The organism is Rhodococcus daqingensis (assembly GCF_042665615.1).
GTDB lineage: Bacteria > Actinomycetota > Actinomycetes > Mycobacteriales > Mycobacteriaceae > Rhodococcus_G > Rhodococcus_G daqingensis.
The window spans coordinates 33,672-50,034 of record NZ_JBHTCS010000020.1; the positions used below are offsets into that span (position 1 = coordinate 33,672).

At 68.4% G+C, this 16,363-nt stretch carries 13 protein-coding genes and 2 pseudogenes; 10 read left to right on the plus strand and 5 right to left on the minus strand.

Annotated elements, in window-relative coordinates; all coding sequences use genetic code 11:
- Nucleotides 1-9 precede the first annotated feature (9 nt).
- The 4 genes from ACFQS9_RS17150 (at nucleotide 10) to ACFQS9_RS17165 (ending at nucleotide 3,268) form a co-directional block, all read left to right on the plus strand.
- Nucleotides 10-387 carry a BlaI/MecI/CopY family transcriptional regulator gene (locus ACFQS9_RS17150; RefSeq protein ID WP_378406818.1) on the plus strand — a complete coding sequence of 126 codons (378 nt, stop codon included), beginning with the start codon at nucleotides 10-12 and terminating at the stop codon, nucleotides 385-387.
- Nucleotides 384-1,337, plus strand: a complete 954-nt coding sequence (locus tag ACFQS9_RS17155) for a M56 family metallopeptidase (RefSeq protein ID WP_378406820.1) — start codon at nucleotides 384-386, stop codon at nucleotides 1,335-1,337. Before ACFQS9_RS17150 ends, ACFQS9_RS17155 begins: the two co-directional genes overlap by 4 nt.
- An 85-nt stretch (nucleotides 1,338-1,422) precedes the next feature.
- The gene (locus tag ACFQS9_RS17160) at nucleotides 1,423-2,256 is read left to right on the plus strand and encodes an alpha/beta fold hydrolase (RefSeq protein WP_378406841.1); all 834 of its coding nucleotides are present in this window, start codon (nucleotides 1,423-1,425) and stop codon (nucleotides 2,254-2,256) included.
- A gap of 25 nt (nucleotides 2,257-2,281) precedes the next feature.
- A complete protein-coding gene (locus tag ACFQS9_RS17165) occupies nucleotides 2,282-3,268 on the plus strand; it encodes an NAD(P)-dependent alcohol dehydrogenase (RefSeq protein ID WP_378406822.1) in 987 nt (328 codons plus the stop codon).
- Here ACFQS9_RS17165 and ACFQS9_RS17170 read toward each other — a convergent pair.
- Both ACFQS9_RS17170 and ACFQS9_RS17175 read right to left on the minus strand, forming a co-directional pair.
- Nucleotides 3,239-4,063 carry a hypothetical protein gene (locus tag ACFQS9_RS17170; RefSeq protein WP_378406824.1) on the minus strand — a complete coding sequence of 275 codons (825 nt, stop codon included), beginning with the start codon at nucleotides 4,061-4,063 and terminating at the stop codon, nucleotides 3,239-3,241. The genes ACFQS9_RS17165 and ACFQS9_RS17170 overlap by 30 nt on opposite strands.
- A 136-nt stretch (nucleotides 4,064-4,199) precedes the next feature.
- Nucleotides 4,200-5,084: an IclR family transcriptional regulator gene (locus ACFQS9_RS17175; protein WP_378406826.1), complete on the minus strand. Its 885-nt coding sequence runs from the start codon at nucleotides 5,082-5,084 to the stop codon at nucleotides 4,200-4,202.
- A gap of 183 nt (nucleotides 5,085-5,267) precedes the next feature.
- On the opposite strand from ACFQS9_RS17175, the gene ACFQS9_RS17180 reads away from it, so the two are divergent.
- From ACFQS9_RS17180 to ACFQS9_RS17200, 5 genes and pseudogenes are all read left to right on the plus strand, one after another.
- Nucleotides 5,268-5,786: a VOC family protein gene (locus tag ACFQS9_RS17180; protein WP_378406828.1), complete on the plus strand. Its 519-nt coding sequence runs from the start codon at nucleotides 5,268-5,270 to the stop codon at nucleotides 5,784-5,786.
- A gap of 44 nt (nucleotides 5,787-5,830) precedes the next feature.
- Nucleotides 5,831-6,988 carry a Rieske 2Fe-2S domain-containing protein gene (locus tag ACFQS9_RS17185; protein WP_378406831.1) on the plus strand — a complete coding sequence of 386 codons (1,158 nt, stop codon included), beginning with the start codon at nucleotides 5,831-5,833 and terminating at the stop codon, nucleotides 6,986-6,988.
- A 102-nt stretch (nucleotides 6,989-7,090) separates the two neighbouring features.
- Nucleotides 7,091-8,008: an NADP-dependent oxidoreductase gene (locus ACFQS9_RS17190; RefSeq protein ID WP_378406833.1), complete on the plus strand. Its 918-nt coding sequence runs from the start codon at nucleotides 7,091-7,093 to the stop codon at nucleotides 8,006-8,008.
- A 39-nt stretch (nucleotides 8,009-8,047) separates the two neighbouring features.
- Entirely contained in the window at nucleotides 8,048-9,106 is a 1,059-nt protein-coding gene (locus tag ACFQS9_RS17195; RefSeq protein WP_378406835.1) for a 2,3-butanediol dehydrogenase, read from the plus strand.
- A gap of 83 nt (nucleotides 9,107-9,189) precedes the next feature.
- A pseudogene (locus ACFQS9_RS17200) lies at nucleotides 9,190-9,483 on the plus strand (LysR family transcriptional regulator); the annotation flags it as partial.
- 627 nt (nucleotides 9,484-10,110) lie between these two features.
- On the opposite strand, the gene ACFQS9_RS17205 reads toward ACFQS9_RS17200, so the two are convergent.
- Nucleotides 10,111-13,392 (minus strand): protein kinase domain-containing protein, encoded by a 3,282-nt coding sequence (locus ACFQS9_RS17205; RefSeq protein ID WP_378406843.1) that lies wholly within the window; start codon nucleotides 13,390-13,392, stop codon nucleotides 10,111-10,113.
- Between the two features lie 175 nt (nucleotides 13,393-13,567).
- Between ACFQS9_RS17205 and ACFQS9_RS17210 the strand changes: the two are divergent.
- Nucleotides 13,568-13,955 (plus strand): annotated as a pseudogene (locus ACFQS9_RS17210) (DDE-type integrase/transposase/recombinase); the annotation flags it as partial.
- A gap of 351 nt (nucleotides 13,956-14,306) precedes the next feature.
- On the opposite strand, the gene ACFQS9_RS17215 reads toward ACFQS9_RS17210, so the two are convergent.
- Together ACFQS9_RS17215 and ACFQS9_RS17220 are read right to left on the minus strand one after the other, a co-directional pair.
- Entirely contained in the window at nucleotides 14,307-15,893 is a 1,587-nt protein-coding gene (locus ACFQS9_RS17215) for an FUSC family protein (protein WP_378406837.1), read from the minus strand.
- Between the two features lie 73 nt (nucleotides 15,894-15,966).
- Entirely contained in the window at nucleotides 15,967-16,212 is a 246-nt protein-coding gene (locus ACFQS9_RS17220) for an FAD-dependent oxidoreductase (protein WP_378406839.1), read from the minus strand.
- Nucleotides 16,213-16,363: the final 151 nt, after the last annotated feature.

The window sequence follows — 16,363 nt, forward strand, 5'->3', positions numbered from 1 at the left end:
AGGCATCTGGTGCGCGTGCGTGGATTCGGGGAGCTCGAGGCGGTCGTGATGGATCGGCTCTGGGATCGAGAGGGAGCAACGGCGGTCCGGGAGGTGTTCGACGAGCTCGCCGCACATCGGGAGATCGCCTACACAACGGTGATGTCGACGATGGACAACCTGCACCGCAAGGGCTGGCTTGACCGCGAGCGCGTGGGTAAGGCCTTTCGCTATTGGCCCACCCTTACCCGTGAGGAACACAGCGCCCGCCTGATGCGGGAGGCGTTCGACGGTGGCGGCAACTCCGACCTTGTACTGACCCACTTCCTCGAGCAGCTGAGCGACACGGAATCAGCCAATGTCCGTGCCGCACTACAGCGCCTGGCCGCACCGGAGGACGCGGGATGAGCGTCGCGGCCTGCCTGCTGCTCTACAGCGTTGCCATCGCGGCGGCAGCCCCTCCGCTGCTGACACGAATGACCCGCGACGGCATCGCGCCGCACCTGGGAGTTGCGGCCTGGGTGGCCGCGATCGGCAGCGTGGTGCTCTCATGGGTGACAGTCGCCGTGCTTCTGCTCACCCAACTGATCCAAGGTTGGCCCAGCCCCGGCCTGTCGGTCATCTCGTCGTGCCTGGCGAATCTGCGTGAGGTGATCAGCGGCCGCGCTGGGGTGGCCCTGCAGGTAGGGGTGGTCGCGGTAGCGGTCATGGCCGTGTCGACCGCGCTGGGGCGTCTGGGTTTCCGCCTGCGACGAATGCGCGCACAAACCCACGGGCATGCACGGATGGCGCGCATCATCGGCCGCCGCATCGACGGCCTCGACGCCGTGATTCTCGACGCTCCCGAGCGGGCCGCATACTGCGTCGCTGGTAAGCCTCACGCCATCGTGCTCACCAGCGCCGCCCTCGCCGCACTCGATGAGCGGCAACTCTCCGCCGTACTCGCACACGAACGCGCCCACCTGACCGGCCGCCACCCCCAACTACTCGCCATCCTGCGTGGACTCTCCACCACCCTCCCCCGGGTTGCCCTGCTGACCATCGGCGCCGCCGAGGTCGCCCGACTGCTGGAGATGTGCGCCGACGACCGGGCAGCCCGCACCCACGGATCCCGCACTCTGCTGGGCGGACTACTCGCCCTTTCCGGACCGGGACCGATCCCCGCCGGCACCCTGGGCGCCACCAGCATCGCCGTCCTCGACCGCGCCGGGCGACTTGCCGCGCCGCCTGCACCGGCCCAGCGAATACGGATGCGCGTCCTGCTGACCTCCGTGACCACGATCATCACCGCAGGACCCCTCGTCACCACGGCCCTGGCCGCGGCCGGTGTGATGCTGTGCGGTCCCATGGCCCTCTGAGCGACGACAGCGCCGGAACCCGGCGAACGTGGGTCGGTTCCTTCATGGCCGTCGAGATTTCGGTGATTGAATCACGACCATGGAGATGATCGATACCGGACGAATCCGGCTCGGGGTGGATCGACGTGGGGAGGGTCCGCCGGTCATCCTGGTCGGCGGGACGGGAATGCCGCCCATCGCCTGGGACGTTGCCGGGCTGACACCTGCCCTTGTCGACAGTGGCTTCGAAGTCATCGCCTATGCCTCTCGCGGCGTCGTACCCAGCGATGCTCCGTCACCGAACAGCACCGTCGCGGACCTGGGCGAGGACCTCACGTCCCTCGTCGACACCCTGAGCCTCGACCGACCACCAGCACTGGTCGGCTACTCCCTCGGCAGCTTCACCATCGAGCACCTGCTGTCGACATACCCCAACCACTTCTCGGCCGGAGTGCTCATCGCGGGCCCCGGACCGACGACGCCTCTCCTTCACTCCGTCGTGAACAGCGAAGCCGCGCTGATAGATCGGTTGGGCATCCTGCCCGCCGAGGTGATGACGATGCAGACGCTGCTCACCGCGCTGCCCCCAACAGCCTTGGCAACGGCAGATCCACTGGTCGAGCAGTGGGCGAGCATGTCCGCCTACCAGAGTGACCAGTGGACATCGAGTGACGGCGAGGTGGCTCAAGCTCGTGCATCCCATGCCTGGCTGCGCGATGAGGAGCGGATGGATCGACTACACCGGATTGCGGTGCCGGTCCTGGCCGTCGCCTTCGAGTTCGATCCGCTCCTCGGGCCGACGCAAGCGCAATCGGCAGTGGATCAGATCCCAGGCGGCGAGCTCTGCGTGGTCCCCGGTGCCGGGCATGGTGGAGTGATGACGCATGCACAGCAGGTCGTCCCCCGGGTAATCGACTTCCTCGTCAAGCACCACAGCTGACCAGCCGTCGCAAAGGGAGGCCGCGATGAAGGCGATCGTCCACACCCGGTTCGGCGGACCCGACGTGCTCGAGCTCGAACAGATTCGGAAGCCGACGCCCAGGGACGGGGAAGTCCTGGTGAGAGTCCACGCGACGACGGTGACGACAGCCGAATGCAAGATGCGCCGGGGCGAGCCGCTCTGGGGCCGGGTCATCCTCGGGTTGCGAAGGCCGCGAAGGAAACTGCGAACCCTGGGCCTGGAGCTTGCCGGTGAGATCGAGGCGGTCGGCAGGGCCGTGCACCGGTTCCGGCCGGGTGACCAGGTATTCGGGTTCACCGGGTTCAACATCGGCGCCTACGCCGAGTACAAGTGCCTGCCGGAATCCGCCTCCCTCGCGCTCAAGCCGGTGAACACGACCTACGAAGAGGCCGCCGCCGCCGTCGACGGAGCCACCACCGCACTGTTCTTCCTTCGGGACAAGGCGAAGGTGCGACCGGGGCAGAGGGTCCTCGTCAACGGCGCCTCCGGCAGCATCGGCACCTACGCCGTGCAACTGGCCAAGTCCTTCGGCGCAGAGGTCACCGGCGTGTGCGGCCCGCGAAACCTCGACCTGGTGAAATCCCTGGGCGCCGACAAGGTGATCGACTACACCACGGCGGATTTCACCGAGAACGCCGGGGCGTACGACGTCGTCTTCGATGCGGTGGGCAGGAGCTCGTTCGCGCGGTGCAAGGGCTCGCTCACCGAGAACGGCTGCTATCTGCCCACATCCGGGTTGAACAACATCGTGCTGTCGCTCTGGACGTCGCTCCGGGGCGGCAGGAAGGTCGTCACCGGGATGTCCGTCCGCAAGAACGACGCGCTCGCGGACGTCAAGAACCTCATCGAGGAGGATCAACTGCGGATCGTCATCGACCGTACGTATCCCCTGGAACAAATCGTCGAGGCGCACCGGTATGTCGACACCGGGCACAAACGCGGCAACGTCGTGATATCGATCTCAAGGGGAAATCTCGGCTACGCCAACTGATTCGGTGGCGCTTGCTGATGCCGGCGTCCGCACCGGGAGCAGCGGCGGCCACGGCCAGTGCTGGCCGAGCCGCCCCCGCGCACGCAGGAAGCCGAGGCCGAGCACGAGCCCGAAGATCAGGTGCCCGATCAGCGACAGCGTGATCGTCGTCGGCGTGAGCGGAAACATGTCGTGCTGACCGCGCGGCGACAGGGCAACCGTTCCGATGAGCCCGGACCATACGGGGAACACCGCGAAGGTGACGAACGCGAGCAGGACGGTGCGGCGCGACCGATGTTGGAGGCCGAGCGCGAGGGCGATGAGGAAGAAGGCGATCCCGATTCCGCCGCCATCGCCGAGGTAGCGCCACAGGTAGCCGACGATCGCGCCGGTCCGGGTGTCGGTTCCCGAGTGGAGCCACGTACCCATTTTCGGAATGAAGTCGCCCCAGAGGCCGAGCAGATACACGGTGTCGAGGCGGAAGACGTCATAGACCAGGCACGCGAACATCCCCCAGCCGAGGCCGTGGCCGACGATGCGGTCGATCGGGTGCGGAGCGAACACGCACAGCACGGCGAGGGTGGCCGCGAGCGGAATGATCACCAGCGCACCGGTGGTACTCATCGGCACGACGCCGAACACCTGCGCCGAGATCGCGAGCAGCGGAAGGGAAGCGAGCAGCAGGTACATGCCGATCCGGGCGAAGGCCCAGTGGTGCCGGACCGACTTCCGGACGGATTCGACGGCGGGCGGGGCTGCGCCCGGCGGCCCGTGTTCGTGCACGTCGGGGACGGTGGTGCCGAGGATGCGGGGCATGGGGCGGGTTCCTTTCGGTCGGGGGGCCTCGCTAACCGAGTGGTCGGTTTCCGAGATCTCCAGCGTCCGTCGAACACCCGGCACGCGAATAGTCCCCCGAGGGGTGGCGATAGGCCCCCTTCCGTAGAGGCGCCGCTCAGGTCGTGCCGCCGAGCGCGGCGCTCGCGGCTCTGGCCGCGTGGACGACGCCTGCGGCCCAGTCCCGGCACTGCGCGACGGTCGCGTCCGCTTCCTCGGGCACCAGGGTCACGGTGTACTGCTGGGCGCCGTGACGGTCGAAGATCGGTGCGCTGATGTTGGCCACCGGAATGAGCGCGGCGGCGTCGACCGGCATGTCCGCCACGAACTCGGACCAGTCCACGGGCGGCAGGTGCGAACGAAGCTCGTCGATGATCCGCTGCGACATCCCGGACACCAGCAGGTTGGCGAGCACGACACTCGATGCCGTTGACGTGCTGAGACATTCGACGATGTAGCCGCGCTTGCGTCCCCCCTCGACAACCGCGCGGACCGCGGCGTCGCTGTGCGGCAAGGGCGCCAACGGCGCACTGTTCAGCCACGCGTCGACCACGCTGTCGTGCTCCCAGGCGACGTTCACCAGGCCGAGCGGAGGAGCGAGCGGGAATCGCTCTCCGACGAGATCGCGGCGGTCGCCCGGCATCGCGGGCCCGCGCCGGTCGAGAATCACGATGTGGCCATCGTGCACGACGGTGAGGATGCAACTCACACCGAGGCTGTCGTGCAGTTCCGCCAGGAAAGGCCGAACGAGGTCGAGGTTGGCGAGCCCGGATTCGGCCGCCGATCCCAGCCGGATGAGGGCGGGCCCGAGGCCGTACGTCTTCGCCTCGTCCCGGGTGACGAAGTCGGCATCGGCCAGGGCGGTGAGGATGCCCAGGCACGTCGGCTTGTTCAGGTCGAGGGCGACCGCCACCTGCGTCAACGTCAGGCGATCGCGTGGAGCGTCGGCCAACAGGGTGAGGATCTGGACCACCCGGTCGGTCGGTGGCGACTTCCGCTCCACCGGCGGGCGCCGACCACCAACACCGGAATCCACCCTTGAGAGGTCCCGAGAAGTGTGCTTAGAATCACTCGCCCCGTCAGAATTTGCCATTCATATTTTGTAACACGCCGCGGTTCGAGTGGACAAGCGATCCCGAAGACCGGTGCGGCGCAACCCATTCACGACCAGAATCGAGGAGGGCCAATGACGCACCCCACCGCCGAACCCGTCATGCAGGTCGGATACGTCGTCGCGGACCTGGACACCGGCATACGGCAGTGGCTCGAGCGCGCCGGGGTGGGGCCGTGGACGGTCTTCCGCGGCGTGACCCTCGACGGCCGCTACCGGGACCAGGACACCACGGTGACGATGGACGTGGCGATGGGCTACTCCGGCGAGCTCCAGATCGAGCTCATGCAGATCACGTCGACGACCCCCTCTCCCTACGCGACCGAGAACGGCGCGCCCCTGGTGGGACCGCATCACGTCGCGTGGATCACCGACGACCTCGCTGCGTCCGTGGAGGCGGCCCGAAGCCGGGGCCTCGAGGTGCTTTTCCGGGCCGGAAACCCGTCGACCCAGGTCGCCTACCTCCACTCCGCCGACCAGCCGGGCGTTGTCTTCGAGTACATCCAGGGCGAGGGCCTGCGGGAAATGGTCGCGCACGGCATCGAGCAGGCCCGCACCTGGGACGGCACCGACCCCATCCGCACCATCGCGTGACCCACCGAGCATTCCATCCGTATCGACGAGAACAGGAACCTCACATGACCACCACCGACGACCTCGACGAGGTCCGGCAGATCGAGTCCGGAGCCAACCCCACCCGGTTCGCGAGGGGCTGGCACTGCCTGGGCCTGCTCGCGGACTTCCAGGACGGCAAGCCGCACCAGATCGACGCCTTCGGAACCTCGCTTGTGGTGTTCCAGTCCGAGTCCGACGGCAAGATCAATGTCCTCGACGCGTTCTGCCGGCACATGGGCGGCAACCTCGCGCACGGCACCGTCAAGGGCGACTCCATCGCATGCCCGTTCCACGACTGGCGCTGGGGCGGCAACGGCAAATGCACCGACATCCCCTACGCCCGCCGCGTTCCCCCACTCGCGCGCACCCGCGCCTGGACCACTCTCGAGCGCAACGGCCAGCTGTTCGTCTGGCACGACCCGCAGGGCAGCAAGCCGACGGATGCGGTCACGATCCCCGAGATCGAGGGTGTCGGCTCGGACGAGTGGACCGACTGGACCTGGAACTCGGTGCTGATCGAGGGCTCGCACTGCCGCGAGATCGTCGACAACAACGTGGACATGGCGCACTTCTTCTACGTGCACTACGCCTTCCCAAGGTTCTTCAAAAATGTCTTCGAGGGACACGTCGCCACCCAGATCATGCACTCCACCCCGCGTCAGGACATGGTGGTCGGCACCAGCTACGACGATCCGAACTCGGCGCTGCGATCGGAAGCCTCGTACTACGGGCCGTCCTACATGATCGACCGCCTGTGGAGCGACGCCAACGGAATGACGATCGAGACCGTGCTGATCAATTGCCACTATCCGGTAAGCCCGGATTCCTTCGTCCTGATGTACGGCGCGATGGTCAAGAAGCCGGAGGGCATGTCCGACGAGCAGGCGAACGCGATGGCCAAGCAATTCGCCGAGGGTGTCGAGATGGGCTTCGAGCAGGACGTCGAGATCTGGAAGAACAAGGCCCGCATCGACAATCCGCTGCTGTCCGAGGAGGACGGCCCGGTCTACCAGCAGCGCCGCTGGTACCAGCAGTTCTACGTCGACGTCGAGGACGTCACCGACGACATGGTCCGCCGATTCGAGTTCGAGATCGACACCACCCGCGCCGTGCAGAGCTGGGAGGCCGAGGTCGCCGAGAACATCGAGCACGCCTCCCGCGTAGGGGCATCCGACTCCTAGCCCTCCCCAGGCATCACCGCGCTCACTTCCGGGCGCAGTCAGATCCGCCGAAAACCGCTGAGCCATGTCACATTCCCGCGATCTCGTTTCAGGAGAAGCCCTGTGAAAGCCATCACCTACGCCGGGTACGGCGATCCCTCCGTCCTCGACGTGTCCGACATCGCCGACCGCACGGTCGGCCCGGGCGAGGTGCTGGTGCGCCTCGTCGCCGCCTCGGTCAACCCGGTCGATTGGAAGACGACGGCCGGATACCTGGCCGACTACGCGCCGGTCGAGTTCCCTGCAGTCGCCGGCTCGGACCTGTCGGGCACCGTCGTCGCGATCGGTGACGGTGTCACCGGCTTCCGCATCGGGGACGACGTCGTCGGGTCGGTCGCCCCCTTCGTCGGCGCCTTCTCGGAGCTGGTCCCCGTCTCGGCAGCCGTTGTCGCGCCGAAGCCGCGTGGGCTGGCGTTCACCGAGGCCGCCTGCCTCCCGACCGCGGGGCTCACAGCGGTGACCTGCATCCGAGCCGTTGCGCCCCAACCGGGCGACACGGTCGTGATCAACGGGGCGGCGGGAGGCATCGGCGGCTTCGCCACCCAGCTGGCTCGATCGGCAGGGGCGCGTGTCATCGGGATCTGCTCGCCGAACAGCACCGAGTACGTCCAGCGACTCGGCGCCGAACCCGTCGCGTACGGGAGCGGTGTCACCTCGCGCCTGCCCGACCTCGACCCGGCGACGACATCGATCGTCGACACCCATGGCGGCGAGCAGTTGGCGGATCTCGTTGCACTGGCAGGAGATCCAGCGCGCGCTGTCTCGGTCGCGGCACCGGAGATCCAGAATCTCGGCGGGCGCTACCTCGTCGTGGCGCCGAACGGTGGTGACCTCGGGGAACTGACCGAGGCCGTGGCCAGCGGACGGGTCGAGGTCGCCGTTGCACAGACGTTCCCCATCCGCGACGCCCGTCAGGCCTACGAGTACCTCCGAGCGGGTGGGGTGCACGGCAAGGTCGTGCTCGACGCATCCAGCTGGTGACAGCGCCACTCCGACGACCCCTGAGACAGGACGACCATAATGCTCGGTTTACGGCTGCACGGCGCGACTGATGCGCGCCTCGACGACCTCCCGGAGCCGGAGGTCCGCCCCGGCACGGTCAAGATACGAATCGCGTGCGCCGGAATCTGCGGATCCGACCTCTCCCTCTACGAGACGGCGCCGATCCCCGTCGACTGGCCCCACCCCCTCGTGGGCGAGACCGGGCCGCACGTGCTCGGGCACGAGTTCTCCGGCTACGTGACCGAGGTCGGCGACGGGGTCGACGACGTACCGGTCGGGGCGCTCGTCGCCGTCCAGCCGAGCCTGGCGGACGGCACCTGCCCCGCGTGTCGACGCGGGCAGACCAACCTCTGCGAACAGAGCGGTTTCCTCGGTGTCAACGGCGGCGGAGGCGGATTCGCCGAGTACGTCGTGGTGTCCGAACACTCGGTGTTCGTCCTGCCGGCCGGCTTCACTCCGGAGTTGGGCGCGTTGATCGAGCCCCTGAGCGTGGCCCTGCACGCGGTGCGTCGGAGTGGGATCTCGGCGGGCGAGACCGCGCTGGTGGTCGGCGGCGGACCCATCGGACTCGGTCTGCTGCTGTGCCTTCGGACGCACGGCGTTGCTCGCGTCATCGTCAGCGAGGTGAGCCCGAGTCGGCGCGAGCTGGCGGCGGCGCTCGGCGCCGATGCCATCGACCCGCGCGATGTGGATCCCGTCGCGTACGCGCGGGAGGTCACCGCCGGCCAGGGCGCCGACGCGTCGTTCGACGCGGCCGGCGTCGGGACGGCGACCTTCGGTCCCTGCCTCGAGGGCCTACGCAAGGGCGGGACGACCGTCGCGGTCGCGATGTACCACGAGGCGGTGGACATCGATCCGGGAACCCTCATGCTCACCGAGAAGACGTGCACCGGCAGCTTCGCCTACACCCGAGACGACTTCCAGTCGGTCATCGACGCGATCGCCGATGGACGAATCGATCCGATGCCGTTGGTCACCAGCCGCATTCGGCTCGGCGAGGTGCTCGAGCAGGGAATCGACCTGCTCCGCGGCGAGGGCAGGGACACCGAGGTCAAGATCCTGGTCACCCCGCACTGAGCGGCTGCCTCGACGTCATGGATCCAATTGAGTCCAAGACTTACTGTCCATCATTGCAACAGCGCACATCTATAGTGCTGGTCATGGAGCTGCGCCATATCCGGTACCTGTTGGCGGTGGCCGACCACGGCAACTTCACCCGCGCGGCCGAGTCGTTGCACGTTTCCCAGCCCACCTTGTCGCAGCAGGTCAGACAGCTCGAGCGCGCACTGGACGTGCAGCTGCTCGACCGGTCCGGTCGAACCGTGCGTCTCACCGAAGCCGGCGAGGCCTACGCGCACCACGCGCGACTCGCGCTGCGCGACCTCGACGCCGGTGAGCGCGCGGTTCATGACGTGCAGGCATCACGGTTCCGGTTGATGTGGGCTCTGCCCCCGGCGGCCAGGAACAGGACGGCGCGGGTCACCTCCGCCGGCTCCAGAAGCGGCACCGGATGGGCGTGGAGGCTCATGAGGACCGGGGCGACGTCTTCGCGCGTCGGTGCCTCGAGATCGGGCGCACCATCCGACAGAGGGCGTCGTTGTGCACCATCGGAGTCGAAATATTCTACGGAGCAACGACATTGACGGTGCCTCCGACTGGCCAGCTCGAGCGCCACGCACTTCGTCATTCCAATGACGCCCCATTTCGAGGCGCGAGCTGCGCCGGTCACCAGCGCCACCCTGCTCGTAAAGTCGTCCATCTCATCCTCCGCATCTCATGGGGACCACTCGTCAATGCCTCGAAAGGCCTGGTACACCGCGAGCTCGGTGAATCTGGCGGTGCGCGTGCGGATATTCAGTCTCAGAAGACGACCACTGACGCCCGCGCAGGGCGCCCGCCTTGAGATCGCAGTACGCCTCGTTCACCCGGTCGAATGTGTACTTCTGTACCGGATGGGGGTAGTTCAGTGCAGTGCGGTTCGTACGAACCGCACGTCAGAAATTCTCTGAGCCGACGCTACGACCCGCATGTCGATCCGCTCAGTTTGTCGACGTATTGAGGCTGATGCACCCCGAACTCGGTCAGTGCCTTCTGTGGTCCATGACCCAGGCCGCGATCTGCGCGCGGGAAGTGAAGCCGAGCTTCGTCAGGATGTGCTCGACGTGTCCATCGGCGGTGCGTTGGGAGATGACCAGGCGCGCGGCGATCGCCCTGTTGGTCAGCCCCTCGGTGACGAGGTCTGCGACCTGTCGCTCTCGCTTGGTCAGCTCCGTCGACGGGCCCGTGGTCGGCGATGCGGTAGCGGGTTCCTCGCCGAGGGCGTAGGCGACGGCGGCGTCGAGATCGAGCGCGCTGCCTTCGCGGTGTGCGGCCTCGAACACCCTATCGCCGAGCGCCCGGCGCGTGTTCCGCACGCACTCGTCGTGATCGACGAGCAGATTCGGGAACACCACGGTGGAGCTGCCCGCCACCGTGCCCTGGGTCTCCGCCGCGCCCATCAGCACGACGGCGCGCCGGGCGTTGCCCTCGGCGGAGACGATCCAGGCCAGTGCATCCAGACACGTCGCGGCCAGGTATGGGTCCTTCCGCCGCCGGACCAGTGCAAGTCCCTGCCGCAGCAGTCGCAGTGCACGTTCGCGGTCGCCCTGGTGCCACGCGGCGACCGCGGTGGCCCACAGCGTGTGTGATCGATACACCGATTCGCCGTGGGATTCGGTGATCGCGAGAACCCCCTCGTAGCACAGGAGCGCCCCCGTGGCGTCCTGCTGCAATTCGCAGGCCCATCCGAGTGTGAGGAGAACCGTGACCTGCGCGAAGAGATCACCCTGTGCGACGAATACGTCGTGAGTTTCCTTCAATCGTGCCCGGGCGTGGGCAAGGTCGCCGATCAGGAGGTCCTGGAGGCCCTCGGTGAAGTCCACGAACGCGTGTGCGACCGGGTCCGTGGTGCGTTCGGAGAGGGTCCGGGCCTCAGTGACCAGCCTTGTTGCCGCGGCGAGGTCTCCCTGAACCTCGGCCAGCTGGCAGTTGCGGCACAAGGCCTTGGCACGCACCGCGGACGCGCTCTCGGGCCGGACGCCGATGGCGCGGTCGAGCCAGTGACGTCCCTCGGCGAACCGGCCGAGCGCGAACCAGAACGGTTGCAGGGCCGATGCGAAGGCCACCACGGAGTCGGAGTCCGCGTAGTCGGTGAGTGAGTATTCCAGCGCCTCCCGGAGATTGGGTTGTTCGCGGCCCAGGCGGGCGATCCAATCGAGCTGCCGGGCACTGATCCACCCGGCCTCCGCGCCCCGCGCCAGTTGCCGGTACCAGTCCAGGTGCCGCCGCCGCAGGTCGGTCAATTCGCCGGCCTCCCGCAGCTTCTCGTGGCCGTAGTCGCGCAGGGTGTCGAGCATCCGCAGCCGCACCGTGGTGCCCGACTCCTCCCGGATGAGGATGGACTTGTCGACCAGGGAGGTCAGCACGTCGAGCAGGCCATCGGGCTCGAGATCGCACCGGCAGACCTGTTCGGCGGCGTCGAGTTCGACGCTGCCGGCGAACACCGACAGCTGTGCCCAGAGCTGCTGTTCGGCCGGGGTGCACAACTCGTGACTCCAGTCGACGCACAGGCGCAGGGTCTGCTGGCGGGTCGGTGCGCCGCGGCCGCCGCGCGCGAGCAGCGTGTAGCGGTCGGTCAGCCTCTGCAGGATCTGCTCCGGGGACAGCGCCCGTAGCCGCGCCGCCGCGAGCTCGATCGCCAGCGGCAGCCCGTCCAGCCGCGCGCAGATCCCCGCCACGCTGACCACGTTGTCCTCGGTGAGCTCGAACCCCGGCAGCGCGGCGGCGGCACGTTCGACGAACAACCGGACCCCGTCGTAACTAGGCAGGCCCTGCAGCGACGAATCCTTCGGATCCGGAACCGTCAGCGGAGGCACCCGCAGCACCGCCTCACCCCCAATGCCCAAGGCCTCGCGGCTGGTGGTCACGACCCGCAGCCTCGGGCAGGCCGACAGCAGCGTCTCGGCCAGCTGCGCCGCCGCCCCGACCACCTGTTCGCAGTTGTCGAGCACCAGCAGCAGCTCCCGCGCCGCCAGGAAATCCACCAGGACCTCGCGCGGCGGCCGCGTCGACTGCGGACGCAGCCCCAGCGCGGCGGCGATCACGTCCTCCACCAGCGCCCCGTCGCGCAACTCACCCAACTCGACCAGCCACACCCCGTCCGCGAACACCCGGCGCGAGTTCGCCGCGACCCGCAACCCCAGTCGCGTCTTGCCCACGCCGCCGATCCCGGTCAACGTCACCAACCTGGACGACCCCAGCAGCTGCTTCGCCTCGGCCAGCTCGGTGCGGCGGCCGACGAACGTGGACAGCTCCTCCGGGAGATTCCCCTTGCCGCTCGCCGAGCCCACACCGGTCGAAGGCGCGCGGCCCGTGATCAGCGGCACCGGCGCCGCCGCGTCACCCGTCTGGCGGGCGGTGCCCGGTTCGGCGCGCAGTGCCATCTCGTCGACCGGGAACCCTCTGCGGGCCTGCAATTGTTGGAGCCGTTCGCCGAGGGCGACCGCCGAGGACCGGTCCTCCGGTGCGCGGGTCATGGCGCGCTCGATCACCTCGGACACGTCGTCGTCGACACCGTGCTCGCGCGGGTCGGGCACGGGCGCGCTGGTGATCCGCAGGAACTGCGCCACCACCTGCTCGCCGCTGCGGCGCTCGAACGCGACGTGCCCGGTCAGCGCCGCGAACAGGGTGGCGCCGAGCCCGTAAACATCCGCGGCGGTCGTCGGCGGATTCCCGCCCAACACCTCCGGGGCGGTGAACGCCGGCGACCCGGCGATCGTGCCGGTCGCGGTCGTGAACCCGCCGGTGATGTGCGCGATACCGAAATCCGCCAACACCGGTTCGCCGTAGTCGGTGATCAGGATGTTCGCCGGCTTCACGTCCCGGTGCAGGATCCCGGCCCGATGCGCGGCCGCGAGCGCCCCGGCCATCTTCACCCCCAGCCGAAGCACCTCCGGCACGGTAAGCGGACCGTGCCGCCGGGTCCGGGAGTCGAGCGACCCCTGCGGGTAGTACGGCATCACCAGATACGGCCGACCCGAATCGGTGGCCCCGACCTGCAGCACCCCCGCGATGTTCGGATGTCCGGTCAGCCTGCCCATCGCCCGCTGCTCCCGCAGGAACCGCTCCAGGTTCTGATCGTCCAACTCGGCGGTGAGCACCTTCACCGCGACCGTCCGCTCCAGGGCGGGCTGGGTGCACCGGTACACCACGCCGAAACCGCCGCGCCCGATCTCCTCGGCCTCGCCGAACCCGACCGCACCCAACTCGTCCGCGACCGCGGCGGCCACGTCACGCTGTGTTCGGAGGGGATCGCTGTCAGTCATCGGGTACTTACCCTTCGCCACCGCGGCGACCCCCGACAGCCGGGCGGACATGCTCACCACTCTGGCGATGCCCGTTCAGGATATCGCCGCTCGCGTGTCTGATCGACTGCCGGTTCCCGCACCGGCGGGTCCGCCCGAATGCGACCCGTCGGCCCTGCATGGACGCACTCGCGGAGCCGGTCACGAGATGGGCGGCGATCAGGTGGCCTGTCTGATGGCGATCGTCGGCATCGCGGGGGCGGTCCGCGACCGGCACCGCACGGTCACCACAGCGTGACGACCGCGCCCCACGGCACCCGGACCTGATCGCGCGGAAATGGGATCTGCGGCAGCGCCCGGACCAGTGGTGGGTCGCCGATTTCGTCTACGTGTGGACACTCGCCGGGTTCGTCTACGCCGCGTTCTGCGTCGACGTCTTCTCCCGCCGGATCCTCTGGTGGCGGGTGAAGACGACGAAGACAACACCGCTGGTCAGCGGCTTGCTCGAACAGGCGTTGTTCACGCGTTGGAGAATCGATTCCTGTTTCACCGCAACAGGTTTGGTCCATCACTCCGATGCGGGACCAGTCACCGCGGCGCCCTCACCGGCTCCGCTGCCGTGTCAGGGTCCCGTACGGGTGACCCGGGGCTGTCCCCAGAAGTCCTTGCTCTTCGCGTGCTGGTGGAGTCGCCCGCGGACATTGCCGGTCTGGCGATGTATACCTGGGCGGTCTCGTCACCGTCCGACCCGAACAAGAAGTAGACGCCAACCTGTCCCGACTCGGCCGCTTGAGGAACTCGCCGAGCAGTGAGCGCGGGACCTCGAAGACCCGGACTGTGAGGGTGGTGAATGCTGTCGGGTGTCAGGCAGGGCGCGAGGGGTGGACCGTGACTTCGGCTGGTACAACGGCGGTCTCCACTCGACGTAGCACCGCTCAGGTATCCACGGGTACCCGCTGTGAGGTGAGGATCCGGTAGCCGAGCTCGTGCAGGCGGCGATGGTCGGGCCAGCGTTCACGGGTCCAGGCGGGGTCGGTGTGGGCGGCGGTGATCGCGGCCGCCGTCGATGCGTGCAGGTCGAACTCGAGGTCGCGACGCAATTCGGCGAGGGAATGGCCGTCGACGGTGTCGGCGATCCGGTTCAGGATCCCTGCGACCTGACCGTCCGCGTCGAGCAGGATCCGGCGGTACGCGCGGGGCAGGACACCCCACAACACTGCCACGGCGACGGTGACTCCGACGACCGTCTCGAAGAACCTGTCCCGGGAGATTCCGACCAGGTCGGCAGGGGCACCGAGCCCGCCGAGAATCATCGCGAGCGGGGTGATGAACACCATCGCGAGACCGTAGTTGCGGACCAGGTACGCCTCGGTCCCGGCCATCATCAGCGCCAACACGACGACAAGCGCGGCACCCCGCAGGTCGAGCTGCGACAGACCGGCAAGCACCGCGAGCCCGAGCACGGTGCCGGCGAATCGGTGCGCGGCCCGGTACGTTCCGAGGATCCGATCGGGCCCCTGGTGCAGGATCATCGCAGCGGTGATCACGGCCCAGTCGGGCCGGCCCACGCCCAGCCCGACCGCGATCAGACCCGCCAGGGGGCAGGCGACGAGCAGTCGCACGACAACAGTGACCGAGCGACCCCGAGGGTGTGCGGCCCGCACGAGGCGGTAACGAATCGAGGGACGCCGCAACGGAACCGGAGGCTGCAGGTCGTCCTCCGGAACGGCCTCATCGTGGTCCACCACGTGCAGGGCGTTCGCGCACCGCAAGTGGGAGGCTCGCAACGTGCTGGTCAGCGAGTGCTGCGTCGCAACGAGGTTCGCGTCGTACAGACACTGCCACGCGGCATGCAGGGACCGCACCGCCTCCCGGCGTCGGGAAGGTGAGTTCCGGTCCAGGACCGCGTCCACCGCGGCCACCGCGGACGCGACCGCGGCGCGTTCTGGGGTGCGCGGACGGACCAGGGCACCGCACATCGACACGGTCAGTGCCGCGCCCGCGCCGACCGCCGTCCACCCGACGACGGTGGGCACCGACATACCCGTGGCGGGCAGGACCGACGCGATCTCCAGGGTCAACAGCATCAGGAAGGCGCCGGGTGCACCGAGTCGCAGGGCGTCGACCACGAACGCGCACAGCGCCACCACGACCGTCATGGTCAGCACGACCACCATCGGCCACAGCGCGGATCCGCCTGCAGCGACGGCCCCGTTCACGCTCGACCCGACGACGGCGCCGATGCCGGCCAGAGCGACCAGCACAGCGCCGACGATCCCGACCGCACGCCAGCGCACCCGATAGGGGCGGCCCTCGCCGTAGACGACGGCGAACGCACCCAGCGTCGCGATCGCGGACGCCGAACCGAAGCCCGACGCGATGCCGACGAGGCCTGGCAGCGCGACCGTCACCCCGGCCCGCACGACCCCCGGCCACCGACGGCCCAGGCGCGGCACCGCCAGCAGCGCAGGCCACACGGGCGCTGGAGCGGGGATCGGCAACGCTGCCTCGCGAACACTCACGTCCTGATTCCGCGCTGCTGCCGACACGGCCGTCCAGCCTAGGGGAACACCACCTCCCCGACGGACGTCGAGGTCACAGAATGAGGCACAGCTCACGGGTTCTCCGACCTTGTCGACGGGCGAGGGCGGCGTCCGCCTCCTCCTGCGTGACCGCGCCCTTCACGAAGCCACGCGAGATCGACGACGCGATCCGCTTGGTGGCCGCGTCCGCGAACTCCTGCTTGGTCTCCAGCACCAGAACCGAGCTCCCGGCCTTGGCGCACACCTCGGCGATGCCGGCACCCATGGTGCCGGCGCCGATGACTCCGATCAGCTCCACCGTCCTCTCTCCAAACCTGAAATCGTTTACTGCTGTGGGACATTCGTCCCATCTCGTAACTAGAGGGCTTTGAGCTCCTCGGTGACCGCGGAGACCATCTTCTTGGCGTCGCCGAACAGCATCGAGGTGGTGTCCGCGAAGAACAGCGGGT